Source organism: Tabrizicola flagellatus (assembly GCF_008271465.1).
Classification (GTDB): Bacteria; Pseudomonadota; Alphaproteobacteria; order Rhodobacterales; family Rhodobacteraceae; genus Tabrizicola; species Tabrizicola flagellata.
Map to the genome: position 1 here is coordinate 1 of NZ_VMDU01000005.1, position 25,191 is coordinate 25,191.

Here is a 25,191-nt window from a genome sequence, read left to right on the forward strand (position 1 = left end):
GCTGGGCTGGCCGCGCCGGGCGATCAGCGCCGTCAGTTCCCGCGCCACGCGGCGGCCCGAGATCGAGGTGTCGACCACGGCCACCAGGCACTCCTTCGTGACATCGTCGATCACGTTGAAGATCCGGAACCGCCGCCCCTGGGCGAACTGGTCATGCACGAAGTCGACTGACCAGCGCGCGTTCGGCGCGGCCACCGTCAGGAGCGGCGCCCTTGTTCCCGTCGCCTTCTTGCGTCCCCGTCGCTTGCGCACCGACAGGCCCTCCTCGCGATAAAGCCGCTGTGTCTTCTTGCGGTTCACGACATGGCCCTCCCGCCGCAGCAGAACATGGAGCCGCCGGTAGCCGAACCGGCGCCGTTCGGACGCCAGCGCCCGCAGGCGCTCGCGCAGGTCGTGATCATCGGAGCGCCGGCCGCGGTATCGGATCGAGGTCCGGTCCGCGCCGATCACGGAACACGCCCGCCGCTCGCTCATCTCGTGGCGCTCCACGAGGATCGCGACGGCTTCGCGCCTCGCGGCGGGCGTCACCACTTTCGCGACAGGAGGTCCTTCAGCGCGGCCTGGTCGAGCAACGACTCCGCCAGGAGCCGCTTCAACCGGGCATTCTCCTCTTCCAGCGCCTTCAGCCGCTTCGCGTCCGACACGTCCATCCCGCCGAACTTGGCCTTCCAGGCGTAGAACGTCGCGCTGCTGATCCCGTGCCGGCGGCACAGCTCTGCCGTCTTCGCACCCGCTTCCTGCTCCCGCAGGATGCCGATGATCTGCTCTTCCGTGAACTTCGATCGCTTCATAGTCCGGTCCTCTCCTCGGGCCGGACTCTAGCATCAGATGGAGGAGTTCTCGGGGGTCAGAGCAAGACCATTTCCGCAACTGGTCGGAGAGGGGCAGCCGGCACTGTATGAGCCCTTTCAGGCTGGCGCACATCTGGAACGCATGCTTCTGCGGGACTTTCCCTATCTCCGGCAGCGGCGGCGGCAGCGCGATGCCGACCTTCTGTGCGCCGGAAGCGAGACCTATTCCAACCCGTTCGAGAGCCGCATCGAGAGGAGCCGGGCATAGCTCATGCCACCGATCGAATCCATACTGGCGGTGACCCTGGCCGGCCTTGCGCTGAGTGCCACGCCGGGTCCCTCGATGCTCTACGTGCTGTCGCGAACGGTCGGTCAAAGCCGATCTGCCGGATTTGCTTCGGCCATCGGACTCTGTCTGGGCGGAGTCCTGCTGGCAGTTGCGACCGCCTGGGGTCTCGGGACGATCTTCATGACCTTTGAAGGTCTGGTGACGGCACTGAAGTATTGCGGCGCGGCCTACCTGACCTGGCTGGGCATCTCCATGATGAGAGACGCGAGGGTAAACGCCCGGCAAGACCTGGAGGCGTTGACGGTCCCGCGGCAGTCGCTTGCCGGCATCATGTGGCAAGGCATCCTGGTCGAGCTGCTGAATCCGAAGACGGTGTTGTTCTTCGCACTTTTCCTGCCGCCCTTTGTCGCTTCGGACCCAGGCGCGGCCGGCGCGGGCAACGTCACCATCCAGCTTCTCGTGCTGGGAATCCTGGTGCCGTTGACCGCCATCCCTGCCGACCTCGTCGTGGCATGGTTGGGGGGCACGATTGCCCAATCGCTCAACGACAGTCGAAAGGCGCGCGAGCTCATGGGCTGGGCGGGCGGTCTTGTCCTTGTCGGAATTGCCATCGGGCTGGTCAGGGCCGATCTCTGGGCTGCCCTGGGCTAGAGCTGCGGCGCCCTTCCTCTAGCTCGAAAGGCATTGCCGCAACCTGTCGAAACTTCCGGAAATTCCGGTTTGCGGCGATGCTTCGGACAGAAAGCCATCGAGGGCTGGCCAGATCCTGATGGCCCGGTCGATCAGCGCATCCGAGCCGGCAACGTAGAGTCCGGCCTGGATCATCATCTCGGCCCGGTCATAGGCGCCAAGCAGTCTGCGCGCCTCGGTGATCAGCATGTTCTCCTCGTCCGACGCCGCCTCGGGCAATGAGCGGGACACCGAGCGGAGCAGGTCGATCGCCGGGAACCGACCACGCTCGGCAATCCTGCGATCAAGCACCACATGACCGTCGAGAACACCGCGCAGGATGTCGGCGACCGGCTCCTCCATGTCGGATCCGGCAACAAGAACCGAGAAGACCGCCGTGATGTCACCCGAGCCCTCCGGTCCCGGCCCGGCCCGTTCGGCAAGTCCCATGATGGCCTGGGTCAGCGAGGGCGGATAACCACGCAGGGTGGCCGCTTCGCCCCCCGCAAGCGCAACCTCCCGGTGCGCCTCGGCAAAGCGGGTGACGCTGTCCACAAGGAGCAGGACATGCCGACCCTGGTCGCGGAAATGCTCGGCAACAGCCATTGCGGTCAGCGCGCACATCCGGCGCATCAGCGGAGACTGATCCGACGTGGCTGTCACGATGACGCTGCGCGCCATCCCGGCAGGCCCCAGCACGCGCTCGGTAAACTCCCGCAGTTCGCGGCCGCGTTCCCCGACCAATGCAATGACGACCACATCCGCCTCCACTCCCCGGGCGAACCTGGCCAGCAAGGATGACTTCCCGACACCCGATCCGGCAAAAAGACCGATCCGCTGCCCACGCACCAGGGGCAGAAGCGTGTCAAAGACCGCAATCCCGGTTTCCAGTCGTGCGCCCAGGCGACGACGGCTTGCGGCCGCCGGTGCAGGAGTGCGCAGCGACCTTTGCCGGGCCCCTCGCATCAGTGGCCGACCGTCGATCGGTTGGCCCGTGGCGTCGATGATCCGGCCGATCCAGCTGTCATCCGGGGCGATCTCGGCTTTGCCGATGAGCTCGACCCTGTCACCGATCGACATGCCGTCACCCGAGGCGTCCGGCAGAACCCAGCACCGACCCTGCGAAAGCCTGAGCACTTCGCCCCCGGCGACACCGTCGCGGCTGTGAATCCTGACCCGGTCGCCGATGGCCGCACTGTCGAGGCCTGAGACCTCGGCCAGCCCGCGACGCGTTTCGATCACGCGTCCGATCCTCCGGACCGGCGAGCTGCCGGCAATTTCCGCCAGGAGACCTTCGAAAAGCTGGGTCACGGGATTCTCCCTTTGTTCGCTTTCAACCGTTTCTAAACGAATCAGCCTTAAGCCTTGGTGAAGCTGATCGAGGGAGAAGCCCCGATGTTCGAGAAACTGGAACTGACCCGGATGGCGCAGGCACTTGCCGCACATTCCGGTGCGCGCATGGCGGTGATCGCAGAGAACGTCGCGAACGCCGATACGCCCGACTACAAGGCCAGGGATCTGCCGGCCTTTGCCGACGTGTTCCGCGATCCGGATCTCCCGATGCGTGCAACCCGTGCCGGTCACCTGACCGCTGTCGGGCAGGGCCATCTTCCTGATGCCGAACGCGTCAAGGGCCACGAGGCTCCGAACGGCAACTCGGTCTCGCTTGAGGCCGAGATGGTGAAGTCGGTCGAGGCCCGACAATCGCACGACATGGCGCTCGCCATCTACCGGGCCACCTCGGACGTGATCCGGGCCAGTCTCGGTCGGCCGCGGTAGGGGGTGAGACATGGGCAACGATCTGATTTCCTCGCTTTCCTTCGCGGCCTCGGGGATGGAGGCGCAGGCCATGCGGCTCCGCCATGTTTCAGAGAACATCGCGAATGCAGATACGCCCGGCTACCACCGCAAGGTGGTGAGCTTCGAGCGGGCGATGGACACCGGTCTTGTCGAGGCAGGGCCGGTCCGACTGGATCGGAGCGAGCTTGCCCGTGTCTACGACCCGGGCCATCCGCTTGCCGATGCAACCGGTCACTACGACGGCTCGAATGTCGATCTGGTGATCGAAATCGCTGACGCGCGCGAAGCGCAGCGCAGCTACGAGGCGAACCTCAGGATGTTCGACCAGACGCGTCAGATGACGCAAAGCCTGTTCGACCTTCTGCGCCGATAGGGGAGATCCAGAATGGATGTGAAAACCTCTTTCGTGAACCAGGCCTATGCGAACGCCCGCAGTGCCGCCGCCCCTCAGCCAAAGGCAGGGGCGGCGGAGCAGGGTTTCGCTCGACTGGCCGGCAGTTTCATGGAGGCGCTGCAAGAGCACGAGGCCACGGCCCGTTCCGCGATGACGGGAGGCGCCGATCCGCATGCTCTCGTGCAGGCGCTGGCCTCCTCGCAGCTGGCCGTCGAGACGGTGGCAACCGTGCGGGACCGGGTCGTCGAAGCCTACCAGGAAATCCTGAGGATGCCGGTATGACCGGGGGCCTGACAGAACCGATGATCTACGACCTCACGCGCCAGAGTCTCTGGGTCGCCGTCGTGATCTCGGCCCCGGTTCTCACCGTGGCTCTGGTCGTCGGCGTCGTTATCGGCCTGTTCCAGGCGCTGACCTCGGTCCAGGAGATGACGCTGACCTTTGTGCCCAAGGCCGCTGCGATCATCGCGGTCTTCTGGCTTTCGATGGGCTTCATGACAACGAGTCTTGTCGCCTTCTTCACCGACTCGCTTGTTCCGCTGATTTCGGGGGACTGACATGGACGCCGCCGGTTACGCCACCCTAAACCGCCAATCGGGCCTGATGCGCGAAATGGGCGTCGTGGCGAACAACATCGCCAATTCCTCGACCACCGGCTTCCGCCGCGAGGGTGTCGTCTTCTCCGAATTCATCGCGGCCACGGATGAGGGGCCGTCCCTGTCAATGGCCCATGCCAGCGGTCGCCATGTCGACCTGTCCCAGGCAACGGTCAGCCAGACCGGTGGTCAGTTTGACCTGGCCATCCAGGGGGAAGGCTTCTTTCTGGTCCAGACACCGCAGGGCGACCAACTGACCCGGGCGGGAAGCTTCGTGCCGTCGCCCGAGGGCGAATTGATGACGCCAGATGGCTTCCGACTTCTCGACGCCGGCGGCGCACCGGTCTTTGTTCCGCCCCAGGCACGCGGCATCGCGATTGCCCAGGACGGCACGCTATCGGCAGACGGTCAGCCCATCGCCCAGATCGGGCTGTGGCAACCCAGCGATCCGCTGTCGCTCAGGCACCAGTCGGGCACTCTCTTCTCAGCCGGCGCGGTGGAGCCTGCGGAGGGTGCCAGGATCCTGCAGGGCATGCTCGAGGACAGCAATGTCGAACCCGTGTCCGAGATCGCGCGGATGATCGAGGTGCAACGGGCCTATGAGCTTGGGCAGAAGTTTCTCGACGCAGAAGACGAACGTGTCCGTGGCGTCATCACGACCCTCGGTCGATAGGAGCCCGCAATGAAGGCATTGCAAATCGCCGCGACCGGAATGGCTGCCCAGCAGATGAAGGTCGATGTCGTTTCGAACAACCTCGCGAACATGTCCACCACCGGCTACAACCCCCGCCGCGCGGACTTTGCCGATCTCACCTATCAGCAACTCGCGCGTCCCGGCAGTGTTTCGTCCGTGGATGGCAACATGCTTCCGACAGGCGTCCAGGTCGGGCTTGGCGTGCGCCCGGCAGCGGTCTCCGTGGTTGTCGGCCAGGGGACCCTCGAGGCGACCGGAGGTGACCTCGACCTCGCCATCGACGGCAACGGCTATCTCGAGGTGCAATTGCCGTCGGGGTCGATCGGCTACACGCGCGACGGTGCGCTCAAACGGTCAGCCGAAGGGTTGATCGTGACCTCCGACGGCTTTCCGGTGGTTCCCGGCATCACCATTCCCGCCGATGCGCGTGGCTTGACCATCAGCCCGTCCGGCGAGGTCTGGGCCGACTTTGCCGATCGCGTTGACCCCGAGCTGATCGGCCAGCTGACGTTGTCGTCCTTCCCGAACGAAAAGGGTCTGGAGGCGATCGGGTCGAACCTGTTCCTCGAAAGCCCGGCGTCTGGCGCGGCGTTTTCGGGGACGCCCGGTGTTGATGGGCTGGGGACGCTCCGCCACGGCTACCTGGAAGGCAGTTCGGTCGACGCTGTCCGGGAAGTCACCGAACTGATCAAGGCGCAGCGCGGCTACGAACTGAACGCCAAGGTCATCACGGCGGCCGATCAGATGCTGGCAGCGACGACGCAGGTGCGCTGATGTGGCGGCTGCTCCTCCTTGTCTGCCTCTCGCAGCCTGCCCTCGCCGAGAGCGTGGTTGCGACCCGGACGATCCGGGCGAAGGCTGTAGTCCAGCCCGAAGACCTGACCGTTGTGGCCGCCGAACTCCCCGGATCGATTCAGGACCCGTCGGTCGCGGTCGGCCTGGAGGCGCGCGTTACGATCTACGCCGGAAAAGCGGTGCGTCTTGCCGATCTGGGTCAGCCGACGCTGGTCGAACGCAATCAGCTGGTGACCCTCGTCTACCTGTCAGGCGGACTGGCCATCGCTGCCGAAGGGCGCTCGCTGGGCCGCGCTGCGGAAGGCGAGGTGCTGCGGGTCATCAACCTCGACTCACGAAACACGGTCACGGGTCGGGTCGGCCCTGACGGAACAGTCTACGTCGGATGGAAAGACTAACATGATGAAGCGGATCTGGATGGTTTCGGTCCTGGCTGTCGCCGGGTGCGGCAAGCTCGAACAGGTGGGTCGCGCGCCAGAGTTCTCGGACCTTTCAGGCAGCAACCAGCACTATGCGATGAGCGCGGCGGAACTGCCCGAGGACAGTGCGCCTCAGAGGGAGACGGTTGCTTCCTCGCTGTGGAGCGCGGGGGATGACGCCCTCTTCGGTGATCGTCGTGCTGCAGGCCGCGGTGACATCCTGACCGTCGTGATCGAAATGAACGACAGCGCCAGCGTCACAAATTCGACGGGTCGGAACCGAAGCGGTCAGCAGTCTTCCGGTCTGCCCGATTTCCTCGGCATTCCGCAGCGGATCAACGAGGCGCTGCCTGATGGCGCAAGCATGGATGAGGCCTACGCGGCGAAGTCCTCGTCAACCTTCAAGGGGTCCGGATCGGTCAACCGGTCGGAAAAGCTGACGCTGCGCATAGCCGCGACGGTCATTGACGAGCTTCCGAATGGCGTGCTGCGGATCGAGGGTCAGCAGGAAGTGCGCGTGAACTTCGAACTCAGGGAACTGATCGTGACCGGCTATGTGCGACCCAGCGACATTTCGCGCCAGAACGAGATCACCTATGACAAGATCGCCGGGGCCAGGATCTCCTATGGCGGTCGCGGGCAGATTACCGACATGCAGCAACCGACCTACGGGCAGCAGGTCGCCGACATCGTGATGCCCTTCTGATCATGTTCGGCAAGATCCTTCCCCTTCTGTTGGCTGTGATGGGTCTTGGTGGCGGCGTCGGTGCCGGACTGCTCCTGCGTCCGGCGGTCGAGGAGGGAGGCGAGGCTGCCACCCCGGCAGTCGAGGGCCATGCTCCGGAGACGGCGGGCGACGGCCATGCGGCCACCGAGGAGGGCCAAGTCGAAGGCGCGCCCGAATATGTCAAGATGAACAATCAGTTCGTCATCCCGGTGGTGAAGGAAGGACGTGTCGCTTCCATGGTGGTCCTTTCCCTTTCTCTTGAGGTTGCGGCGGGCAACACCGAAGCCGTCTACCAGCGCGAACCGAAGCTTCGGGATGCCTTCCTTCAGGTTCTCTTCGATCACGCCAATGTCGGTGGTTTCTCCGGATCCTTTACCGACGGGTCGAACCTTGTGGTCCTGCGCACCAGTCTGAAAGAGGCGGCGGCGCTCGTCCTGGGAAGCGTGGTCAAAAGTGTCCTGATAACCGACATTGCGCGGCAGGACGGCTGACCACGTCTTTTTCATTGTCCATCTGGCGCTGACTCCTCTGGGCGGGCCAGCAGTCCTACCTTGACGTTCGACGCCGGGACAGGGCCTGCAGTGCCTGGACCCGGCCTAACGCCATCTGCGCGGCATCCCGGGCTTCCAGCCAGTCTGCCGTCTGACGTGCGATGACCGTGTTCAGCTCCGCACGACGCATGTCCGCCCAACGCTCGTAGCCAAGGCCGACCCGGGTCGCCATTATCGGCTCGAGATCGGCCGGCTGCTCGCTCTGGTTGATCCCATCCAGCTGCATCCGGCTTTGATCCAGCCGAGCCTTGCTGGAGCGCAAGCGGCCGAGACTGTGGTCGAACGACATCGTGGCAAGATCCAACAGTCGGGCCATGTCCTGATCCCGTTTCATGGTCTCCTGGCCTTGCGTCGCATCGCATCGGCAAAGCGAATGGCCGCGGCGATCGCCCGGTAATGCTCGGTCCGGATCTCCTGTCCGATCTTGACGGAGGCGTGGATCGCCCTGGCCGTAGGGGGGTCGCTGTGGATCGGCACTCCGGCTTCGGCAGCGCGCTCGCGGATCTTGCGGGCGATCTCGTCGACACCCTTTGCGACGCATACGGGCGCATTGCCGCGCCTGCGATCCCACTTCAGCGCAACGGCATAGTGCGTCGGGTTGACGACGACCACGTCGGCCGTTCGGACATCGGCCAGCATGCGATTGGTCGCAACTTCCTGCGCCCGTTGCCGCCGGGCCGATTTCAGATGCGGGTCACCCTCGCTTTCCTTGAATTCGTCCAGCATCTCCTTGCGCGACATGCGATGACGACGGCGGTGTTGCCCGACCTGCCAAAGATAATCGATTCCACCGACAGCAAGCTGGATCGCGAACAAGATCAGCAGGAACTCCAGCAGCATGCGGGCCATCAGGGCAGCCGACATGGCTGGGCTCAGATAGATGCTGGACAGGATGTCCTCCATCCGACCGGCAAGGAGGACGTAGAGCACCAGTCCGACAAGCGTCAGTTTGACCACGCCCTTGGCGAACTCGACCAGTCCGTCCGAGCCGAACTTCTGCCTTGCCGTGGTGACGAGAGAGATGCGCGACAGTCTTGGCGCGAGTTTTCCGGGGGCCAGGACGATGCCTCTGCTGACGACCAGCATTGCAAGGACAAGTACCGGTGCAAGCAGGAGAAGGGATAGCGGCGGAAGCGCAAGTCCGAGGACGGTTCCCCAGAAGATTCCGCTGCCCCCTGTGGCTACCAGAGCGGAAAGCCGGTCGGCCTGGTCGATCAACACCATGCCCGCGGTTCCCGCGCGTTCCGCTGCCCAACCGCCGAAGCTGAACAACGCCAGCAGCAACCCTCCCGTAGCGGCAGCCGTCTGCAGATCGACCGATCGCGGAATATCACCTTCCCTTCTGGCCTGGTCGAGTTTCTGCTGGGAGGCCTCATGTTCCTTCTCGCCGGCATCTTCCTGTTCGCCACTCATGGAACCGCTCCGAAAGGTGCTGCCATGTGATCGGACAAGGCGGCAAGCCAGACCATGAGGATGGCCGGCGCAGCGACTGCGAGCATCGCCATGCCCCCAAGCGTCAAAGCCGGAGCGCCGACCATGGAAACCATGAGCGTCGGCATGGCCCGGTTGATGGCGCCAAGCGCCAGATTGTAGAGGAGCGAGGCTATTACGAAGGGCGCGCTCAGCGTGAACGCCAGGCTGAAGCACCGGCCGATCAGGGCGACGCTCCAGTCTGCCGCATCGGACGACAGTGGAAGACGGGCGGCCGGAAGGAAATCATAGGAAAGCATCAAGAGCTCGGCCGCCCGGACATGAAGCCCGGAGATCATGGCCAGCGCGATCCCGGCCATCGTGAGCAGATTGCCGATCGCCGGTTGTGGCTCGGGCGCGGCACCGGCAAACAGCTGGGACAGCGTCGTCGCCTGCGCGATGATTGCGGCTGCGGTCGTGAGGGCGACCAGAAACAGCCTCAGGCCGACACCGAGGATCAGCCCCGAGACGGCCTCACTTCCAAGGGCGACGAAGGTGGGGTCGGGCATGCCGGATGCCAGACGGTCCGCCAGAACTGGCGACAGGACGATTGCGAATGCAGCGACCAAGGCAAGCTTGATCCGCTGTGGAACGACCGGGTCACCCAGCCCCGGCATCAGGGCAACCATGGCTCCGACACGCACGAAAACCAGGGTTGCTGCCCAAGCCAGCCCCTCGGCGAGATAGAGAAGCCGCGAGAGTTCGGCGAGCAGTCCCGTCATGCCGGCACCTGGCCAAGAAGCGCGGGGCGGGCGTCCGTGCTGATCTCCTCGTAGGATAGAACCGGCATCTGCAACCCCTTTGCCTGGACGACGGTACGCAGGAAGCGCCTTCGACCGACCGAAGTGACAAGGGCAGGGTAGATGCCTGCTTCGGCCGCACGGTTCACCCGTTCGGTCAACCCGTTGGCGAGGCGGGAGAACAGTTCGGGTGGGAGGGCGACATCCCGCTGGCCGCGGTCGCCATCGATCTGGTAGCTTGCAAAAGTCTTTTCCCAGTCGGGTGCAAGCTGGATCAGGGGAATGGATCCGTCCGGCCGCTTGAGGTCGGCCACGATCTGGAATCCGAGCCGCTGACGGACATGCTCGCAGATGGCTTCCGGCGATCCGAGGCCGCGGGCCTCCGCCACGGCCTCGAGGATCAGAGGCAGGTTGCGGATCGACACCCGTTCGTCGAGGAGCAGCCGCAGGACAGCGTGCAGGAGATCCATAGGCACCTTGTCCGGCAGAAGGTCGTCGAGAAGCCTGCGGTTAGCCTCGGCGCGGGCGGGATCGGACAGGCGCACGAACTCGTCGAGGAGCCTGCGCAGGCTGCGCAGGGTCAGGAGGCGCGACAGGTTGCCCTTGAGGACCTCAAGCAGATGGGTAGCCAGGACCTCCGTTGGTGTTACCACGGTCAGGCCCGACAGGGCCGCATCTTCCTGCTGGTCCGGGCGGATCCAGCGGGCCGGCGCGCCATAGACCGGCTCTCGGGTGTCGAGCCCGTCGGGGGCGGGGACGCCCTCGCTCAGGAGTACCAGGACACGGTCGGGAATGAGGGTGTCGCAGACCCTCTCGACACCTTGTAGTCGGATCCGGTACTGACCCGGTGCAAGCGAGACCTCGTCAGTCAACCGGATTTCGGGGAGGATCAGGCCAAAGGTTGTGGCGACATGATTGCGCATGTTGGCGATGCGGCTGTCCAGGCCGGTGGCCGGATCCAGAACCATGGCCACGAGGTTCGGGGCGAATTCGATATGAATGTCATCGAAGTCCAGAAGATCGCCCATCGACCTGGGCCTGGAAGGTTCGAGGGTCGCGACATCGGCGTCAGTAGCCTGCGGTTCCGGCTGCGACCGAAAGTAGGCAATCGCACCAAGTGCGACCGCCGCCAGCATGAAAGGCAGGAACGGCATACCCGGGACAAGCGCAAAGAGGCCCATAAGGGCGGCGACTGTCCCCAGCGCCCCGGGATAGCGGCCCAGTTGCGCAAAGAACGAGATGTCCGCGGTTCCCTTCTGACTGCCTTTCGCCAATAGAAGCGCTGCCGCGACCGAAATGATGACGGCGGGTATCTGGCTGACCAATCCATCCCCGACAGTCAGGATTGTGTAGGTCTCGAACGCCGTTCCCGCGTCGACTCCGTGGATGAAGATTCCGACCACCAGCCCCATGATTATGTTCAGGGTGGTGATCAACAGCCCGGCGATCGCATCGCCCTTCACGAACTTGGATGCGCCGTCAAGAGAGCCGAAGAAAGTCGTCTCCGCGAGTTCCTGTTCGCGGCGCTGCTTTGCCTCGGCATGATCGATCGCTCCGGCCGACATGTCCGCATCGATGGCGAGCTGACGCCCGGGCATGCCGTCAAGGGCGAAGCGGGCTCCGACCTCGGCCATCCGCCCGGCTCCCTTGGTGATCACGATGAAATTGACGATCAGGAGGACAATGAAGATCACCAGCCCAAGGATCAGGTCGCCTCCCATGATGAACTGGGCAAAACCTTCGATGACATGACCGGCCGCATCGGTCCCCGTGTGACCCTGGCCGATGATGAGCTTTGTGGACGAGACGTTCAGTGCGAGGCGCAACAGGAGGGACGCAAGCAGGATCGTCGGAAAGGCCGAGAAATCCAGTGGGCGGTCGATGAACAGGGTGACGGTCAGCATCAGGATCGCCAGGGCAAACGACAGCGCAAGTCCGATGTCCAGCATCCACGACGGAACCGGCAGGATCATCATCACGATCACGGCCATCAAGCCGATCGCCAGAAGGATCGTGGGTCGCAGCATCGACTGGATGGGAAAGCTGTAGGTCATTTCACGGCCCTCCGATAAGCGGGCGCAGACCCGCCGTCGAAGAGAACAGCGAGCCATTTCGCCCCGTACCTCCCGCAAGGAGCAGGGGAAAGCCGTTCCTGCGATCCGGCACGACCGGCTCTGCCATCACGGCTTCTCCGGAAAGCCGCGCGTAGGCTGTCTCGAATTTGCCACGATAGGCCGTTGCGTATTCTGGCGTCGCCGAGTGATACGCCGCGGCGGCCAGCGCCCAGTCCCCGGTGCGCGCATACTGTTTCGCCAGGTATTCGGCGGCGTAGTTGGCGTTGCGGACGGGGTCCAACATCTCGTCGATCGAGGCAAAGGCCGCCGCATGCCAGCGATAGTTGAGCTGAAAGCAACCGAGGTCCAGATTGGTTGCCCCATCCCGCAGCGCCTGGGCAACGCTGTCTGCTGCTTCACCCGGGCTGTCGAACCATTGCCCGTCGCCGCCGAAGTTGACCGTCCAGGGCCATGGCTGACCATTGCGGCCGCTTTCCACCGTCGTGATTGCAAGGAGGACGGCATAGGGAACACCGCTGCGAACCGAGGCCGAGGCCGCCGCTTCACGGCAAAGGTCCGAGGGGTTGCCCATCGAATTGCCAGGATCCGGCGCCAGAAACGGAACTGCGAAGACAAGGAAGAGTCTGACGGTTGCCGCTTTGCCGAAGGTCATCTTCTCACCTCTCTGCATAGAGCCGGACCCTGCATCCTGAAGGGCACCCGTCGAAACTAACCGGGGAATTCTTTATGCATGGTTAGTGGGTTCACTCGCCCGCAGGCGGGTTTACCGAGTCGAGCAGCGCCTTGATTGCGGTGCGTGAGGCGAGGCTCGCTTCCATCGTGGAAGTAGCGCGCCCGAGAAGACCGGCGGTCGCATCCGGTTCCAGCCGCGCCGAGGTAAGGGCAGGGTCACGCCATGCTTCCGGCACTGGGGAGTCTGGCGAAGCCGCCACGCCTCGCCACAGCTCGACCCTGGCCGCATCATCCGGTTTCCCCGCAGACGACAACGCGGCGGCAGCTGCGGGAAGATCGTTGAGCTGCAAGAGGGCTTGTGCGCGGACAGCAGCACTCTCCGGGTCGTCCAGCCCCGCAAGCAGCTGCACTACGGATCGCGCATCACCGATCCGGAGCAAAGCCGCCGCCGCCACCAATCTCCGCTGTGGCGGGTCGGCTACCGATACCTGACCGGTCCAGACCAACGCAGCGTCAGGAAAACCCAGATCCAGCAGGCGCTTGGCAATGTCCAGTTCAAGGTTCTGCATGACTTTCGGCGGGACTGCACCGGCGGGAAGCACGGCGTGCCGCAAGAACGTGTCGTCATCTGCCCGGGACGCTGCAACCCGCCAAAGATCGGCGATCACATCATCCGCAAGGCCCTGATAGCCGAAGGCGGCATCGAACTGGTCTGAGAGGGCGAGAGACAGCACGATCGCGCGCCTGACCTGTTCGCCACGGGCCGTATCTCCGATTTCGCCCTGAAACGAGCGCAGCGTGTCCGGCACGTCCGCCCGCAAGGGTTGGAGTTTCCGAAAATGCGCCTCGACCAGCGTCACCAGGCCATCCGCATTGTTGCCATCCAGAGCCACGGCATCGGCTGCATGGCGCTGGGCGGAGTCCGAATTGCCAAGACGCAAATCGCTTGCGGCGTCCAGCAGCGCGATCGACTGCGCCTCGGCATTGGGGGTTCGCGCCATGGCGTCGCGAACCATGCGAGCGGCATCTGTATCGCCGACCGCGAGGAAACGTTCCGCCAGGCCCGTACCAAGGTGGTTGCGCAGGTGCGGTGGCAAGGCCAGAAAGGCGCGCAGGATTGCCGCGCGGTTGATCCCTTTGTGCCGAGGCAGACGGTCGCGGGCCAGCGCCGCCCAAAGCGCCGCCGGACCATCGCAATCTAGCATCATGGCAAATGGCGTTGCGGGATCGGGCTCACCGTCAATGATCCTCCCCATCGACGTGTAGAGGGAAAGGGTTTCGGCATCTTGCGTGACGGACGCGAGTTTGGCCATCTGTACGGCCTCGGCTCCGAAGCCGAGATGCAGATGCAGACGGACCGAGCGAAGGACGGCCTCGGTGTCGACCTGATCGAACTCCCCGTAAAGTCCCGACCGCGCCGATGCCAACATATCCACCGGAGAACTCGCCTCGCCCCAAGCCTGGATATCCAGCAGCGTCTCGTCCGCGCAGTTCGATGCGGATGCGGGGTCGCTTCGGGGGGTGCTGGGAAGGTTGACGGAAAGGCCAGGTTGCTCCCCGATGCGGATGCCGGACCAGGGCAGGTCGCCGACCCCTCTCCGGGGAGTTCCGGATGGCCTGACCGGCAGTCGCAGGTCAACGAGTCCATCCGCCGCGCCACGGGCGAGCTGCTCCAGAAGCTCGGTGCGCAAAGGATCCAGCGAAACGCCACCGGTTGCCAGGGGCAAAGGTAATGGCTGCGTCTGCTCGGACGGGCCCCAGGCAGTCCGTCGGTCCAGCCAGCTGTACTTGGGAGACGGCGTGGAAACGGGCGCTGGCTCCGCGGCAGGCTTTGACATCCAGCGGCTTTCGAAGCTGGCCTCGAAGGCGGATGACTGCGGTGCTTCGCCTGGCTTGATGTCCAGGACAACGACACCAGGCCGGTACTCAAAGGGAAAGATATGGCAATCACAGCCGATGCTCAACCGCAGGGCTCCGGTGTCGGGATCCGTGGCGATATTGGCTGCACGCGCACGCGTGATCCTCTGCCAGACATTCGACAGATCGTAGTCCGGCTGCTTAATGTTGACAGTTGCGAAGGCATATCCGCCTTCCGCGCGACCGAGTATCCACTCGGTCGCGTCCGGAAGTTCGACGACCAGACGGGTGAAACTGCCATGCTCGCCAGAATAGACGCGGGCGGTTTCAGCACTGACGGGAACTGCAAGGCACAGAAGGATCAGGGCAAGACGGATCACGCGGCCTCCTGTTTCAGGTTCCGCATGGCCTCTTCCAGGTCTCCGAAGCCGGGCCGGATGTGGTGCGGCGTGTTCTGGCGGCCGACTTCGATGCAGATGTTGGCCGGGTGCCGGTGGAGGTTTGCGATCAGCACCTCGCGGATAAGCTGGTAGAAATGGATATCTTCCTCGACAACGGCCTTCACCCGCGCCGCGAAGGGCCCCATCAGGCCGTAGGCGAGAAACACGCCGAGGAAAGTCCCGACCAGCGCGCCGCCGATCATCTTGCCCAGCACTTCGGGAGGCTGGTCGATCGACCCCATCGTCTTGATGACGCCCAGCACGGCCGCAACGATGCCAAGCGCGGGCAAGCCGTCGGCGACCGTCTGCAGGGCATGGCTGGAATGCATCGCGTGGTGCAACGTGGCCTCCATGCGTTTGTCCAGAACTTCCTCGACCTGGTGAGGGTCGTCGTAGTTCATCGATGCGGCACGCAACGTGTCGCAGATGAGATCCATCGCCTCGTGGTCACGCTGGATGCGCGGATACTTTCCGATGATCGCCGAGCTGTCCGGCGACTCGATGTGCTCCTCAAGCGCAACGGGGTTGGCACGGGCAAGGCGGATCAGCTCGAAGAGCAGGCACAACAGATCGCGATAGTCGTCCGGCTTCCACTTCGGGCCTTTGAAGACCTTGCCGATGTCCTTCATCGTGTGCTTGACCCCTGTCATGTCGTTCGAGATCAGGAAGGCACCGATGGCCGCCCCGCCGATCATGACCAGTTCGAATGGAAGGGCTTTCAGAATGATGCCCATCTTGCCGCCGGCCATCACATAGCCGCCGAACACCATGACGAGGATAACGGCAATGCCGACGAAGCCGAGCATGGGAAAGTCCTGCTGTCTGTTCAGGCAGGCAGTATCCGCCCACCGGGTTAACACTCTCTGACCGGAGACCTAGTCCTTGGGGGCGGCGGCGTTGCGGCCGGCGACGATGACGCTGACCCCGTAGGCCGCCTCCGACGACATCCCTGAAAGGATGGCGGCTGCCGCCTCTGGAGGCATCCGGCCAAGAAAGCCAGCGGCAAATTCGGGAGACATGGTCTCGAACAGGGCGGCCGCGTCCTTGGGTTTCATCGCCTGATAGACCGCCGTAAGCTTCTGGATGTCCTTCTCGGCAGCACCGTCGGCCAGGGCGATCGTTGCCTTGAGCTCCTCCTCGACGCTTCGCAGCTCTTCCAGTCTCTGGGCGATTGCCGCATCGGCGACCGCCAGGGCTGCCAGCCGATCCTTCAGCGATGCTTCCTGCGCTGCGATCCGCTCTTCGCGAAGCGTCATGGCCTGCGCGAGGGCACTCGGCATCTCGCAACGGGTGGGTTCCGGCTGTCCCTGCACGGTATCGGCTTCGGACTTCGCCAGAGCCGCCCCCACGCCGGATCCAAGGCGCAATGCCCCGGACGAGGCGAACAGCATGGCCACCACGAACAGCGCGCCTTGTCCCAGACGGCGGCTCATTCCGCGGCCTCCAGTGCACTGCGCGGACTGCGGCGGCGCACAAGCCGCAGCCGGCGTTCGTCTGCCCCTGGTGGCTCGGTCGCAGTCGGCGCCGCAGATGCTGCCGCCGGATCCGGGAGATCGTGGAGCGAGGCGACCAGAAGCTCCAGCTTGCGGGCAACCGCCTCGCCCCGAGCTGTCAGGGCCTCCAGGCTTTCGGCGGACCCGTTGGCCGCCGACCTCGCCTTTTCAAGGGCGACGGTCATGTCGTCAACCTGTGCGGACAGAACCGCGATCGCCCCGCCCATCCCGGATTCGAGAGTCGTGAACCGCTTCAAGCGATTCGACAGGACAAAGCAGTAGATGGCGGCGCCGAAAGAGCCGGCCACAAGGAGGATGTCAGAGATCATGTCCATGGTGCTTCGCCTCAGTTCAGCACGAATTCGGTGATCAGAAGGTCACGCACGCGTCCCTCGCCGGTGACGACCTGGATGCGCCGCAACATCTGCGCGCGCAGTCGAGCCATGGCCTGAGGGTCCTCGATCGAGGCGGAGTCGATGGCGCGGAGATAGCTGTTGAGCACGTCGAGGATCCGCGGCGAAAGCGTGGCGACATCCGCTTGCGCCGTGTCCACGACTTCCAGCTGTGCCGTGAAGCGCAGATGCTCGCTTCCCGAGTCGGGGCCGAGCGAGACGACGATCGTCGGCAATGGCACGAAGGCGACGCCGGTGAGCGGGCCGGGGCCGTGGTCGGCCGGTTCATGACCACCACCGCCCAGGATCAAACCCGAGAACGTCGCATAGAAGCCAACCCCGCCAAGCACCAGCGCCAAGGCAAGCCCGACCACCAGGGGTTTCTTCGATCGCTTCTTCGGCGCCTCGTCCAATGTGGCTTCTGCCGTTGCCATTTTCCGTGCCTCCGCTTCGGGATGAGAACGAACATAGATCAAAGGTCACTAACCGATTGTTAAGGCCGACCGGCAAATGTGAGCCAAGGCAGAACGCCAGAGCCGGAGAGTCGACTTGCAGAACCTGATCACCATCTGGACATCGCTTGACCTGCGCCGACGGATCATCCTCGTGGGTGCCACAGTGGCGATGTTCGCCGCCGTGCTTGTCCTCAGCCGTATGGCGGGCCGGCCGGAAATGGGTCTGCTCTATGCGGGGCTTGAGCCTTCTGCCGCGGGCGAGGTGGTCGCGGCTCTCGACCAGCAAGGCATCAGCTACGAGATCAGGGGCGATTCGATCCTGGTGGACGTCAGCCGGCGTGATGCCCTCCGGATGTCCCTTGCGGCCGACGGTCTGCCCACGGCGGGCGGCGGTGGCTACGAGCTTCTGGATTCGCTGTCGGGCTTCGGAACCACCTCGCAGATGTTCGATGCGGCCTACTGGCGGGCCAAGGAAGGCGAGATCGCCCGCACGCTTCTCGCCATCCCGCAGATCCGGGCGGCGCGCGTCCACATCGCAAGCGCCCCGAACCGGGCCTTCCGGCCCGAGGGCGCGCCGACCGCGTCTGTTACCCTGACCACGGCATCGGGACACCTGGACGATGCCACGGCAAAGGCGATCCGGCACCTGGTTTCCAGTGCGGTGGCCGGGATGACGCCCGAGGCCGTGCAGATCATCGACACCGTCTCGGGTCTGATCGGCGGCGGGGAAAGCCAGGAGTATGAGTCAGGCAATGCGCAGAACCGTGCCGCTGCGATAAAGGGCAATGTCGAGCGTCTGCTGGCAGCGCGCGTGGGCCCGGGAAAGGCGATTGTCGAGGTCTCCATCGAGCTCAACTCCGATCGGGAGTCGATCACCGAGCGCAAGTTCGATCCTCAAGGCCGCGTGGCCATTTCCTCCGAAACCGAAGAGAAGAGCGGGTCCAGCACCGACCCTGGTGGTGAGGTGACCGTCGCCTCGAATCTGCCGGAAGGCGATGCGACGACAGGAGCTTCAGGCAAGAGCCAGAGCTCCGAAACCCGGGAACGGGTGAACTACGAGGTTTCCGAGACACAGCGCGAGATCCTGCGCAGCCCAGGCGCCGTGCGCCGGATGACCGTTGCGGTCATGGTGGATGGCGTGGTGACGACCGCCGCAGACGGAACGCGCTCCTGGTCGCCCAGGTCCGACGAGGAACTTGCGACCCTGCGGGAGCTGGTGGCTTCCGCTGTGGGCCTGGATGAGGCCAGAGGGGATGTCCTGACCCTGAAATCCCTGGAGTTCCAGGAGGTTCCGGCACCTCCCGGGACCGATGCGACAACGGCCAGCATCATTCCGGCGATCGGACAGATCGATGTCATGTCCATCATTCAGACGGCGGTGCTCGCGGCTGTTGCCATGATCCTGGGGCTTTTCGTGATCCGCCCCGTGCTGGCATCGGCAAACCGGTCGGCCCTGCCGTCGCCCGAGCTTCCGCTGGCACTTCCGCCGGTGACGCCCGCTGATCCTGTTGCCCTGACGGGCGAAGTCGACGAAGGGATCGACTATGGCGAGTTTGCCGCTGCGGGCCGGTCGACGTTGACCGAGGCGGGAGATGGCACCCAGGAAGACCCGGCTACCCGCCTGCGTCGTCTGATCGAGCAGCGTCAGACCGAGTCGATCGAGATCCTTCGCGGCTGGATGGAACATGACGAGGAGCGTGTCTGATGCCCGCCCTGCGTCTCGAGGTGTTTGACACTGCATCGACGGATGACGGCTCGAACCGGCCGCTGGTCGAGGCGACGGCAGTCGAAGAGGCGAAGGTCGCCGGGTTCGAGCAGGGCTATACGGCCGGCTGGGACGATGCCGTTGCCGCTCAGCAAGGCGATCAGACCCGGATCCGGGCGGATCTCGCCCGAAACCTGCAAAGCCTGGCCTTCACCTTCCAGGACGCGCGCGCCCATGTCCTGAACTCCATCCGGCCGCTGATGCTGGAGATGACCAATCGACTCCTGCCTGCAATTGCGCGCGAGGCGCTGGCGCCGACCGTGCTGGAAGCGCTGACCCCTCTGGCCGAGGAAATGGTCGATGCGCCCGTGACCCTTGTGCTCAATCCGGCGGTCCGTGGCCAGGTCGAGGGTCTCCTGGCCGAGGCGACAGGCCTTCCGATCGTGGTCGAGGAAGAGCCCTCGTTGCCGGAGGGCCAGGTCTACCTTCGCCTGGGGACAGCCGAGGCGAGTGTCGATCTGTCCCAGGTCACCGCCGACATCGCGGCTGCGGTCCGCGCCTTTTTCACCCTCAAAACCTGAGGAGCCCCCATGGAAGACATCGCAGACACCAACCCGTTCAGCCAGGTACCGATCGAGGTCACGATCTCGGTCGGACGCGCCCGGCCCCTGGTTCGCGACCTCCTGCGCCTGTCCAAGGATGCCGTGCTGCAGCTCGACCGCAGGGTGGACGACCCCGTCGAGCTTTATGTCGGCGATCGCCTGATCGCTCGCGGCGAGCTGACCGAACTGGAGGGCGATCACGCGGGGCAACTGGCGGTCCGCCTGACGGAAGTCGCCAACCTGCGAGGCGGATTGTGAGGCTTTCCCCCGGCCTGACCGCTGCCATGGTCGTCGCGCTCGCCCTGCTGTCGGGGCCGGCGCTGGCGCAGCAGTTGTCGATCGACCTCGGTGGTGGGGGCGGAGAATCGCTGTCATTGCGCTCGGTTCAGCTCTTGCTGCTGATTACCGTGCTCTCGATCCTGCCGGGGCTCGCGGTGATGGTGACCTGTTTTCCCTTCATCGTCACCGTCCTGTCGATCCTGCGTCAGGCCATCGGCTTGCAGCAGGCACCGCCCAACATGCTGATCATCAGCCTGGCCATGTTCCTGACCTGGTTCGTCATGGATCCGGTTTTCACCGAAGCCTGGGTCAAGGGCATCGAGCCGATGACCAACGGGACGATGGAGATCGGTCCGGGGTTGCAGGCGGCGATAGCGCCGTTCCGGGCATTCATGGCGCTGCGGGTCGATCCCGAGACCCTGCAGACCCTGCAGGACCTGCGCGCGACCGCGCCCGTCGCACCTGCGGACGCACCCTTGTCTCTTCTGGTGCCCTCCTTCCTTCTGTCCGAAATCCAGCGGGCCTTCGAGATCGGCTTCATGATCTACCTGCCCTTCCTCATCATCGACCTGGTCGTCGCGGCGATCCTGATGTCGATGGGCATGATGATGGTCCCGCCCGCCGTCGTCTCGCTGCCATTCAAGCTGATCTTCTTCGTGGTAGCGGACGGCTGGACCCTGATCTCGGGCGCGCTCGTCCGAAGCTACTTCTGAGGCTGCGCCCGGCTCTGTCCACGGTGGACATTTCAGGATTATATAGGAAATTCAACGATATGCTTGTGGACGTCAGGACTCCGGAAACCATCTTTCGCAGAGCCGACCCGACGAGGTCCCTCACAGTTGCCAATACAGGTTCGGCACCGGGCGCGAGGAGCGTACGCAAGTGCTCGACGAGCCCTCGGCCGGAGGTGGTCAGCCAAGGATCCGGCCGGCCTCCGTCCACCAGAACGGATGCAGTTCCTTGAGATGTCCGGCAGCGGTCGCGGCGGCCGCCGGGGTGGCAAAGAGGCCGAAATGGGTGCCGCCCGACCCTGACATCCGGGCGAGAAGGCAGCCGGGAGTGGCTTCAAGCGCCGCCTGGACTTCGGCAAGCACCGGCGCGACGGCGCGTGCAGCGGCGACAAGGTCGTTCCGGCTGTGCGCCGCCAGCCAGCCGGCAAACCCGGCGGCCGAGGCCAGGGCAGAGGCGGGCAGGTCCGGAAGGCCCGGGTTGTCGCGCCTGTCGAGGGCGGCAAAGACCTGTGGCGTGGGAACCGGCAGGCGGGGGTTGACCAGCACGCATCCCAGCGCCGGCAAGGGCGGGAGGGGGGTCACCCGCTCGCCGATACCGGTCATCCGGGATGGACGGCAGGCCAGGCAGACCGGCACATCCGCGCCAAGCCGCAGGACATCGGACATCGCGGGCAGGGGTCGCCCGGTCAGCCGGGCCAGCGCCCGCAGGGTCGCCGCGGCATCCGCCGACCCGCCACCCACGCCCGAGGCGATGGGCAGCCGCTTGTCCAGCACCAGCGCGGCATCCGTCACCCCCATGGAACGGGCGGCGCGAAGAACCAGATTGTCCGAGTCGGCCTGGAGACCCGCGCCCTCCGGCCCGGCCACCACCAGCGACAGACCGCGGGCCGGGCTGGCGAACACCCGGTCGGCAATGTCGGAAAAGACCACCAGACTGTCGAGCAGGTGATATCCGTCCACCCGGCGTCCGGTCACATGCAGGCACAGGTTCAGCTTGGCGGGCGCCGCTTCGCTGACGGCCTCAGTTGCCATTCTCGGCGGCCTTGACCGGGGCCGGTGCGGTGCCCTCTTCAGCCAGCACCGCGTCCAGACCGATCTCGAGCTTCCGCATGATACGCGCCTTGTCCTTTTCCGTCGGATTGAAGGACAAAGCCCGTCGCCACTGGAACCGGGCTTCCAGCTTGCGGTCGTTCATCCAGTAGACATCGCCAAGATGGTCGGTGACGATCGGATCGACAGGCTCCAGCAGCGAGGCCTTTTCCATCGGTTCCAGCGCTTCGGCATAACGGCCAAGCTTGAAGTAGGCCCAGGCGAGGCTGTCGATGATGTAGCCCTGCTTGGGGTCGCCGGCCACGGCCTTCTCGATCATGCCAAGCGCCTCGTCCAGCTTTTCACCACGGTCCACCAGCCCGTAGCCGAGGTAGTTCAGCACCTGCGGCTGAGTCGGGTTCAGCTCCAGCGCGCGACGGAAGTCGGCCTCGGCAGAGGCCCAGTCCTTCGACTGCTCGTGGCAGATGCCGCGGTAGAAATACAGGACCCAATCCCCCTTGCCGGCCGCGGTGGTCAGGTCGATGGCGGCCGTGTAGGCCGCAATCGCCTCGGCAAAGCGTTCCTGTCCGCGCAGCATGTCTCCCAGCGCGAACTGCACCCCGACCAGGTCGCCATGCGTCCGTGCCAGCGTCCGCAGCGTCTCGATGGCGGCATCTGTCTTGCCGAGCGACCGCAGAGCCGCCGCCCGCCCGATCTCGGCCGTGACGAAGGCGGGATCCTCGGCCGTGAAGGCGGTGTAGGTCTCGGAGGCAAGCTCGTGCTGGCCGAGGTTCTCCAGGACGTCCGCGGTCATCAGGAGGGCATCGGTGTGATCGGGACGCAGGTAGCTGGCCACGCGCAGGTGGAGGAGCGTGTAGACCGGATCGGCCCCGCCCTGCAACGCGGTCGAGATCGAGTAGAAGACTTCGGCAATCCCGTCCCGGGCAGTGCGCACGGTGTCGAAGGGAATCGGCTCTCCGGCCTGAAGGCGGTGGCGGATGGGATCGACCATCGGATCCGGTCCGGGGCCGAAGCTGCGGTCCAACAGGGCCAGCGCATCGGCGTTGCGCTCCAGCTGGCTCAGGATCTGCACATGGGCGAAGACCCCGCGTCGCATCACCACGATCGGTCCGGCGGCCTTGCCCGACAGGATTTCGTCCGCCCCTTCGAAATCGCCGACCGAGGCCAGGGCAAGCGCCTTGTGGAAATAGCCGAAGGCCTCGTAGCCCGGCTTCTTCGCGACGGCATCGAACGCCACGACTGCATCGGACATCTTGCCGTCGCCGACCTTGGCCCAGGCCAGGACCAGCTGGTTGGCCAGGTCCCCAACATCGCGCCCCGTCCCGGCCGCCGCCTGGATCGCGGCGTAGTCCTCGCGCTGGGCATCGTCGGCCAGCAGCACCAGATCGGCCAGCTGGCTGCGGTCGATGCCCTGATCCTTGCCCAGGTCGCGCCGCATCGCAGCCAGTTCGATCGCCGGAGCAATGTTGCCGAGGCCGATATTGGCAAGGATGGCCCCGTCCAGCAGCGCCGGGTTTCCGGGGTCTGCCGCGATGGCCTGGGCGTACCAGCCCGCGGCCGCGCGGAAATCGTTCTCGCGTTCGGCGATCCGGGCAGCGAGATAGGCCCCGGTGTTGATGTCGTCCTCGGCATGAAGAGGCGTGCCCAGGGCCGCCGCAAGCACAAGGGCGGACAAGGTGCGGGAAATCATCGAACGCATGGGCCTCTCCTCGACGGTCCACTGGAAGGTAGCCCGGCGATGGCAGGCGCGCAATGTTGCGCGGCCCGACGCAGAGGTCTGGCCCCCCGGAATCGGACAAGCCTTCGTGAGTCGACCCTGCGCGGGGTCACATGTTGGGATAGTTCGGCCCGCCGCCGCCCATGGGCGTGGTCCAGGTGATGTTCTGCGAGGGATCCTTGATGTCGCAGGTCTTGCAGTGGACGCAGTTCTGGAAGTTGATCCGGAAGGTCGCGTCCTGGCCTTCGCCCAGCACCTCGTAGACCCCGGCGGGGCAATAGCGCTGGGCGGGTTCGGCATATTGCGGCAGGTTGACCTTGATCGGGATTGACGGGTCCTTCAGCACGAGATGGGCGGGCTGGTTCTCGTCATGGTTGGTGAAGCTGAAGGCGACGTTGGTCAGCCGGTCGAAGGACAGCTTGCCGTCGGGCTTGGGATAGTCGATCGGCTTGAAATCCTTGGCCTTGCCGGTGGCGGCCGCGTCGGACTTGCCGTGGCGCAGCGTGCCGAAGGCGGTCAGGCCAATGGTGTTGAGCCACATGTCCAGCCCGCCGCCCACCAGGCTGGCGGTCAGGCCGTATTTCGACCAGAGCGGCTTGACGTTGCGCACCTTTTTCAGGTCCTTGCCGATGGCGCCAGTGCGGACCTCGGTCTCGTAGGCGGTGAGTTCGTCCTGGGCACGACCGGCGGTGATGGCGGCATGGGCGGCCTCGGCGGCGGCCTTGCCCGAGAGCATGGCGTTGTGGTTGCCCTTGATGCGGGGCACGTTCACGAGGCCCGCCGAGCAGCCCAGAAGCGCCACGCCCGGCGCCACCATCTTCGGGATCGACTGCCAGCCGCCTTCGCTGATCGCCCGCGCGCCATAGGCCACGCGCTTGCCGCCCTTCAGCAGCTCGGCCACCATCGGGTGATGCTTGAAGCGCTGGAACTCCATGTAGGGGTAGAGGTGCGGGTTCTCGTAGTTCAGGTGGACCACGAAGCCGACATAGACCTGATTGTTCTCAAGATGATAGATGAACGACCCGCCGCCGGCGTTCTTGCCCAAGGGCCAGCCCATCGTGTGGGTGACCGTCCCCTCGCGGTGTTTGGCCGGGTCGATCTCCCAGATTTCCTTCATGCCAAGGCCGAACTTCTGCGGGCAATGGCCTTTCGAGAGGTCGTATTTCTCGATCACCTGCTTGGCGAGGCTGCCGCGCACCCCTTCCGACAGGAACACATACTTGCCGCGCAGCTCCATGCCGGGTTCGTAGGCGGGGCCGGGCTCGCGGGTTTCCGGGTCGCGGCCGAATTCGCCGGCGACGACGCCCACGACCTTGTCATCCTCGAACACCAGCTCCGAACAGGCCATGCCGGGGAAGATTTCCACCCCCAGCCCCTCGGCCACGCCCGCCATCCAGCGGCAGACGTTGGCCATCGAGACGATGTAGTTGCCGTGGTTCGACATCAGGGGCGGCATCGGCCAGTTCGGGATGCGGACCTGGCCAGCGGGGCCGAGGAGGTAGAAGTTGTCCTCGCGCACCGGCACCTTGATCGGCGCGTCCATGTTGCGCCAGTCGGGCAAGAGCGCGTCCAGACCCGAGGGGTCAAGCACCGCGCCCGACAGGATATGCGCGCCGACCTCGGAGCCCTTCTCCAGCACCACGACCGACCGTTCCGGGTCCAGCTGCTTCAGCCGGATCGCGGCCGACAGGCCCGCAGGCCCCGCCCCCACGATCACCACGTCATAGTCCATCTTCTCGCGCTGGATCGAAGTCATCGCTTGTCCTTCCCCGGCAGCCGTCCCCGGCC

At 65.0% G+C, this 25,191-nt stretch carries 29 protein-coding genes and 1 pseudogene; 15 read left to right on the forward strand and 15 right to left on the reverse strand.

Annotated features, from left to right (window positions below):
- A pseudogene (locus FL625_RS09070) lies at positions 1 to 791 on the reverse strand (IS3 family transposase); the annotation flags it as partial.
- A gap of 142 nt (positions 792 to 933) precedes the next feature.
- Between FL625_RS09070 and FL625_RS18505 the strand changes: the two are divergent.
- Both FL625_RS18505 and FL625_RS09075 read left to right on the forward strand, forming a co-directional pair.
- Positions 934 to 1,059, forward strand: coding sequence for a hypothetical protein (locus tag FL625_RS18505; RefSeq protein ID WP_268815771.1), 126 nt, complete (start codon positions 934 to 936; stop codon positions 1,057 to 1,059).
- A gap of 3 nt (positions 1,060 to 1,062) precedes the next feature.
- Entirely contained in the window at positions 1,063 to 1,731 is a 669-nt protein-coding gene (locus FL625_RS09075; protein WP_149588352.1) for a LysE family translocator, read from the forward strand.
- A gap of 18 nt (positions 1,732 to 1,749) precedes the next feature.
- On the opposite strand, the gene FL625_RS09080 is transcribed toward FL625_RS09075, so the two are convergent.
- Positions 1,750 to 3,060, reverse strand: a complete 1,311-nt coding sequence (locus FL625_RS09080) for a FliI/YscN family ATPase (protein WP_149588598.1) — start codon at positions 3,058 to 3,060, stop codon at positions 1,750 to 1,752.
- Positions 3,061 to 3,144: 84 nt separating this feature from the next.
- Between FL625_RS09080 and FL625_RS09085 the strand changes: the two genes are divergently transcribed.
- Genes FL625_RS09085 through FL625_RS09125 form a run of 9 tightly spaced genes read left to right on the forward strand, consistent with a single transcriptional unit; the run spans position 3,145 to position 7,665 of the window.
- Positions 3,145 to 3,528, forward strand: a complete 384-nt coding sequence (locus FL625_RS09085; RefSeq protein WP_149588353.1) for a FlgB family protein — start codon at positions 3,145 to 3,147, stop codon at positions 3,526 to 3,528.
- A gap of 10 nt (positions 3,529 to 3,538) precedes the next feature.
- Positions 3,539 to 3,922, forward strand: a complete 384-nt coding sequence (gene flgC / locus FL625_RS09090) for a flagellar basal body rod protein FlgC (protein ID WP_149588354.1) — start codon at positions 3,539 to 3,541, stop codon at positions 3,920 to 3,922.
- Between the two features lie 12 nt (positions 3,923 to 3,934).
- Positions 3,935 to 4,225: a flagellar hook-basal body complex protein FliE gene (fliE, locus tag FL625_RS09095; protein ID WP_149588355.1), complete on the forward strand. Its 291-nt coding sequence runs from the start codon at positions 3,935 to 3,937 to the stop codon at positions 4,223 to 4,225.
- Positions 4,222 to 4,500 carry a flagellar biosynthetic protein FliQ gene (locus tag FL625_RS09100; protein ID WP_435532705.1) on the forward strand — a complete coding sequence of 93 codons (279 nt, stop codon included), beginning with the start codon at positions 4,222 to 4,224 and terminating at the stop codon, positions 4,498 to 4,500. The genes fliE and FL625_RS09100 overlap by 4 nt, the downstream gene beginning before the upstream one ends.
- A gap of 1 nt (position 4,501) precedes the next feature.
- Entirely contained in the window at positions 4,502 to 5,212 is a 711-nt protein-coding gene (locus tag FL625_RS09105; protein WP_149588356.1) for a flagellar hook-basal body complex protein, read from the forward strand.
- Positions 5,213 to 5,221: 9 nt separating this feature from the next.
- Positions 5,222 to 6,007, forward strand: coding sequence for a flagellar basal-body rod protein FlgG (gene flgG, locus FL625_RS09110; RefSeq protein WP_149588357.1), 786 nt, complete (start codon positions 5,222 to 5,224; stop codon positions 6,005 to 6,007).
- Positions 6,007 to 6,426, forward strand: coding sequence for a flagellar basal body P-ring formation chaperone FlgA (gene flgA / locus FL625_RS09115; protein WP_149588358.1), 420 nt, complete (start codon positions 6,007 to 6,009; stop codon positions 6,424 to 6,426). The genes flgG and flgA overlap by 1 nt, the downstream gene beginning before the upstream one ends.
- 1 nt (position 6,427) lies before the next feature.
- Positions 6,428 to 7,153 (forward strand): flagellar basal body L-ring protein FlgH, encoded by a 726-nt coding sequence (gene flgH / locus FL625_RS09120; protein WP_435532706.1) that lies wholly within the window; start codon positions 6,428 to 6,430, stop codon positions 7,151 to 7,153.
- A 2-nt stretch (positions 7,154 to 7,155) separates the two neighbouring features.
- Entirely contained in the window at positions 7,156 to 7,665 is a 510-nt protein-coding gene (locus tag FL625_RS09125) for a flagellar basal body-associated FliL family protein (RefSeq protein WP_149588359.1), read from the forward strand.
- A gap of 55 nt (positions 7,666 to 7,720) precedes the next feature.
- Here the strand turns inward: FL625_RS09125 and FL625_RS09130 are convergent, their stop codons facing one another.
- From FL625_RS09130 to FL625_RS09175, 10 genes are all read right to left on the reverse strand, one after another.
- On the reverse strand, positions 7,721 to 8,059 hold the full coding sequence (locus FL625_RS09130) for a hypothetical protein (RefSeq protein ID WP_149588360.1): 339 nt from the start codon (positions 8,057 to 8,059) through the stop codon (positions 7,721 to 7,723).
- Positions 8,056 to 9,138, reverse strand: a complete 1,083-nt coding sequence (locus tag FL625_RS09135) for an EscU/YscU/HrcU family type III secretion system export apparatus switch protein (protein WP_149588361.1) — start codon at positions 9,136 to 9,138, stop codon at positions 8,056 to 8,058. Before FL625_RS09135 ends, FL625_RS09130 begins: the two co-directional genes overlap by 4 nt.
- Complete coding sequence (locus tag FL625_RS09140; RefSeq protein ID WP_149588362.1) at positions 9,135 to 9,917, reverse strand: flagellar biosynthetic protein FliR; 783 nt, start codon at positions 9,915 to 9,917, stop codon at positions 9,135 to 9,137. Before FL625_RS09140 ends, FL625_RS09135 begins: the two co-directional genes overlap by 4 nt.
- On the reverse strand, positions 9,914 to 11,926 hold the full coding sequence (flhA, locus tag FL625_RS09145) for a flagellar biosynthesis protein FlhA (protein ID WP_235019374.1): 2,013 nt from the start codon (positions 11,924 to 11,926) through the stop codon (positions 9,914 to 9,916). The genes FL625_RS09140 and flhA overlap by 4 nt, the downstream gene beginning before the upstream one ends.
- 64 nt (positions 11,927 to 11,990) lie before the next feature.
- Positions 11,991 to 12,662 carry a transglycosylase SLT domain-containing protein gene (locus tag FL625_RS09150; protein ID WP_149588363.1) on the reverse strand — a complete coding sequence of 224 codons (672 nt, stop codon included), beginning with the start codon at positions 12,660 to 12,662 and terminating at the stop codon, positions 11,991 to 11,993.
- 91 nt (positions 12,663 to 12,753) lie between these two features.
- On the reverse strand, positions 12,754 to 14,919 hold the full coding sequence (locus FL625_RS09155; RefSeq protein ID WP_149588364.1) for a hypothetical protein: 2,166 nt from the start codon (positions 14,917 to 14,919) through the stop codon (positions 12,754 to 12,756).
- Positions 14,916 to 15,785: a flagellar motor stator protein MotA gene (gene motA, locus FL625_RS09160; protein WP_149588365.1), complete on the reverse strand. Its 870-nt coding sequence runs from the start codon at positions 15,783 to 15,785 to the stop codon at positions 14,916 to 14,918. Before motA ends, FL625_RS09155 begins: the two co-directional genes overlap by 4 nt.
- 69 nt (positions 15,786 to 15,854) lie before the next feature.
- Positions 15,855 to 16,412, reverse strand: coding sequence for a MotE family protein (locus FL625_RS09165; RefSeq protein ID WP_149588366.1), 558 nt, complete (start codon positions 16,410 to 16,412; stop codon positions 15,855 to 15,857).
- A complete protein-coding gene (locus tag FL625_RS09170; RefSeq protein ID WP_149588367.1) occupies positions 16,409 to 16,807 on the reverse strand; it encodes a hypothetical protein in 399 nt (132 codons plus the stop codon). The genes FL625_RS09165 and FL625_RS09170 overlap by 4 nt, the downstream gene beginning before the upstream one ends.
- A gap of 11 nt (positions 16,808 to 16,818) precedes the next feature.
- Positions 16,819 to 17,298 carry a flagellar basal body-associated FliL family protein gene (locus tag FL625_RS09175; protein ID WP_149588368.1) on the reverse strand — a complete coding sequence of 160 codons (480 nt, stop codon included), beginning with the start codon at positions 17,296 to 17,298 and terminating at the stop codon, positions 16,819 to 16,821.
- Positions 17,299 to 17,413: 115 nt separating this feature from the next.
- On the opposite strand from FL625_RS09175, the gene fliF reads away from it, so the two are divergent.
- Genes fliF through fliP form a run of 4 tightly spaced genes read left to right on the forward strand, consistent with a single transcriptional unit; the run spans position 17,414 to position 20,618 of the window.
- Positions 17,414 to 19,024 carry a flagellar basal-body MS-ring/collar protein FliF gene (fliF, locus tag FL625_RS09180; protein ID WP_149588369.1) on the forward strand — a complete coding sequence of 537 codons (1,611 nt, stop codon included), beginning with the start codon at positions 17,414 to 17,416 and terminating at the stop codon, positions 19,022 to 19,024.
- Positions 19,024 to 19,605, forward strand: a complete 582-nt coding sequence (locus FL625_RS09185) for a FliH/SctL family protein (RefSeq protein ID WP_149588370.1) — start codon at positions 19,024 to 19,026, stop codon at positions 19,603 to 19,605. The genes fliF and FL625_RS09185 overlap by 1 nt, the downstream gene beginning before the upstream one ends.
- 9 nt (positions 19,606 to 19,614) lie before the next feature.
- Positions 19,615 to 19,884, forward strand: coding sequence for a FliM/FliN family flagellar motor switch protein (locus FL625_RS09190; RefSeq protein ID WP_149588371.1), 270 nt, complete (start codon positions 19,615 to 19,617; stop codon positions 19,882 to 19,884).
- A 26-nt stretch (positions 19,885 to 19,910) separates the two neighbouring features.
- Complete coding sequence (gene fliP / locus FL625_RS09195) at positions 19,911 to 20,618, forward strand: flagellar type III secretion system pore protein FliP (protein WP_149588602.1); 708 nt, start codon at positions 19,911 to 19,913, stop codon at positions 20,616 to 20,618.
- A 198-nt stretch (positions 20,619 to 20,816) separates the two neighbouring features.
- Here fliP and FL625_RS09200 read toward each other — a convergent pair whose 3' ends face one another.
- From FL625_RS09200 to FL625_RS09210, 3 genes are all read right to left on the reverse strand, one after another.
- A complete protein-coding gene (locus tag FL625_RS09200; protein ID WP_149588372.1) occupies positions 20,817 to 21,668 on the reverse strand; it encodes a 4-(cytidine 5'-diphospho)-2-C-methyl-D-erythritol kinase in 852 nt (283 codons plus the stop codon).
- Positions 21,658 to 23,385 carry a tetratricopeptide repeat protein gene (locus FL625_RS09205; protein WP_149588373.1) on the reverse strand — a complete coding sequence of 576 codons (1,728 nt, stop codon included), beginning with the start codon at positions 23,383 to 23,385 and terminating at the stop codon, positions 21,658 to 21,660. Before FL625_RS09205 ends, FL625_RS09200 begins: the two co-directional genes overlap by 11 nt.
- Positions 23,386 to 23,512: 127 nt before the next feature.
- Positions 23,513 to 25,159 carry an electron transfer flavoprotein-ubiquinone oxidoreductase gene (locus tag FL625_RS09210; protein WP_149588374.1) on the reverse strand — a complete coding sequence of 549 codons (1,647 nt, stop codon included), beginning with the start codon at positions 25,157 to 25,159 and terminating at the stop codon, positions 23,513 to 23,515.
- Positions 25,160 to 25,191: the final 32 nt, after the last annotated feature.

Coding starts and splice junctions, on each gene's coding strand:
- FL625_RS18505 (WP_268815771.1), top strand. CDS start 934: ATGCTTCTGCGGGACTTTCCCTATCTCCGGCAGCGGCGGCGGCAGCGC.
- FL625_RS09075 (WP_149588352.1), top strand. CDS start 1,063: ATGCCACCGATCGAATCCATACTGGCGGTGACCCTGGCCGGCCTTGCG.
- FL625_RS09085 (WP_149588353.1), top strand. CDS start 3,145: ATGTTCGAGAAACTGGAACTGACCCGGATGGCGCAGGCACTTGCCGCA.
- flgC (WP_149588354.1), top strand. CDS start 3,539: ATGGGCAACGATCTGATTTCCTCGCTTTCCTTCGCGGCCTCGGGGATG.
- fliE (WP_149588355.1), top strand. CDS start 3,935: ATGGATGTGAAAACCTCTTTCGTGAACCAGGCCTATGCGAACGCCCGC.
- FL625_RS09100 (WP_435532705.1), top strand. CDS start 4,222: ATGACCGGGGGCCTGACAGAACCGATGATCTACGACCTCACGCGCCAG.
- FL625_RS09105 (WP_149588356.1), top strand. CDS start 4,502: ATGGACGCCGCCGGTTACGCCACCCTAAACCGCCAATCGGGCCTGATG.
- flgG (WP_149588357.1), top strand. CDS start 5,222: ATGAAGGCATTGCAAATCGCCGCGACCGGAATGGCTGCCCAGCAGATG.
- flgA (WP_149588358.1), top strand. CDS start 6,007: ATGTGGCGGCTGCTCCTCCTTGTCTGCCTCTCGCAGCCTGCCCTCGCC.
- flgH (WP_435532706.1), top strand. CDS start 6,428: ATGATGAAGCGGATCTGGATGGTTTCGGTCCTGGCTGTCGCCGGGTGC.
- FL625_RS09125 (WP_149588359.1), top strand. CDS start 7,156: ATGTTCGGCAAGATCCTTCCCCTTCTGTTGGCTGTGATGGGTCTTGGT.
- FL625_RS09130 (WP_149588360.1), bottom strand. CDS start 8,059: ATGAAACGGGATCAGGACATGGCCCGACTGTTGGATCTTGCCACGATG.
- FL625_RS09135 (WP_149588361.1), bottom strand. CDS start 9,138: ATGAGTGGCGAACAGGAAGATGCCGGCGAGAAGGAACATGAGGCCTCC.
- FL625_RS09140 (WP_149588362.1), bottom strand. CDS start 9,917: ATGACGGGACTGCTCGCCGAACTCTCGCGGCTTCTCTATCTCGCCGAG.
- flhA (WP_235019374.1), bottom strand. CDS start 11,926: ATGGCCGTGATCGTGATGATGATCCTGCCGGTTCCGTCGTGGATGCTG.
- FL625_RS09150 (WP_149588363.1), bottom strand. CDS start 12,662: ATGACCTTCGGCAAAGCGGCAACCGTCAGACTCTTCCTTGTCTTCGCA.
- motA (WP_149588365.1), bottom strand. CDS start 15,785: ATGCTCGGCTTCGTCGGCATTGCCGTTATCCTCGTCATGGTGTTCGGC.
- FL625_RS09165 (WP_149588366.1), bottom strand. CDS start 16,412: ATGAGCCGCCGTCTGGGACAAGGCGCGCTGTTCGTGGTGGCCATGCTG.
- FL625_RS09170 (WP_149588367.1), bottom strand. CDS start 16,807: ATGGACATGATCTCTGACATCCTCCTTGTGGCCGGCTCTTTCGGCGCC.
- FL625_RS09175 (WP_149588368.1), bottom strand. CDS start 17,298: ATGGCAACGGCAGAAGCCACATTGGACGAGGCGCCGAAGAAGCGATCG.
- FL625_RS09185 (WP_149588370.1), top strand. CDS start 19,024: ATGCCCGCCCTGCGTCTCGAGGTGTTTGACACTGCATCGACGGATGAC.
- FL625_RS09190 (WP_149588371.1), top strand. CDS start 19,615: ATGGAAGACATCGCAGACACCAACCCGTTCAGCCAGGTACCGATCGAG.
- fliP (WP_149588602.1), top strand. CDS start 19,911: ATGGTCGTCGCGCTCGCCCTGCTGTCGGGGCCGGCGCTGGCGCAGCAG.
- FL625_RS09200 (WP_149588372.1), bottom strand. CDS start 21,668: ATGGCAACTGAGGCCGTCAGCGAAGCGGCGCCCGCCAAGCTGAACCTG.
- FL625_RS09205 (WP_149588373.1), bottom strand. CDS start 23,385: ATGCGTTCGATGATTTCCCGCACCTTGTCCGCCCTTGTGCTTGCGGCG.
- FL625_RS09210 (WP_149588374.1), bottom strand. CDS start 25,159: ATGACTTCGATCCAGCGCGAGAAGATGGACTATGACGTGGTGATCGTG.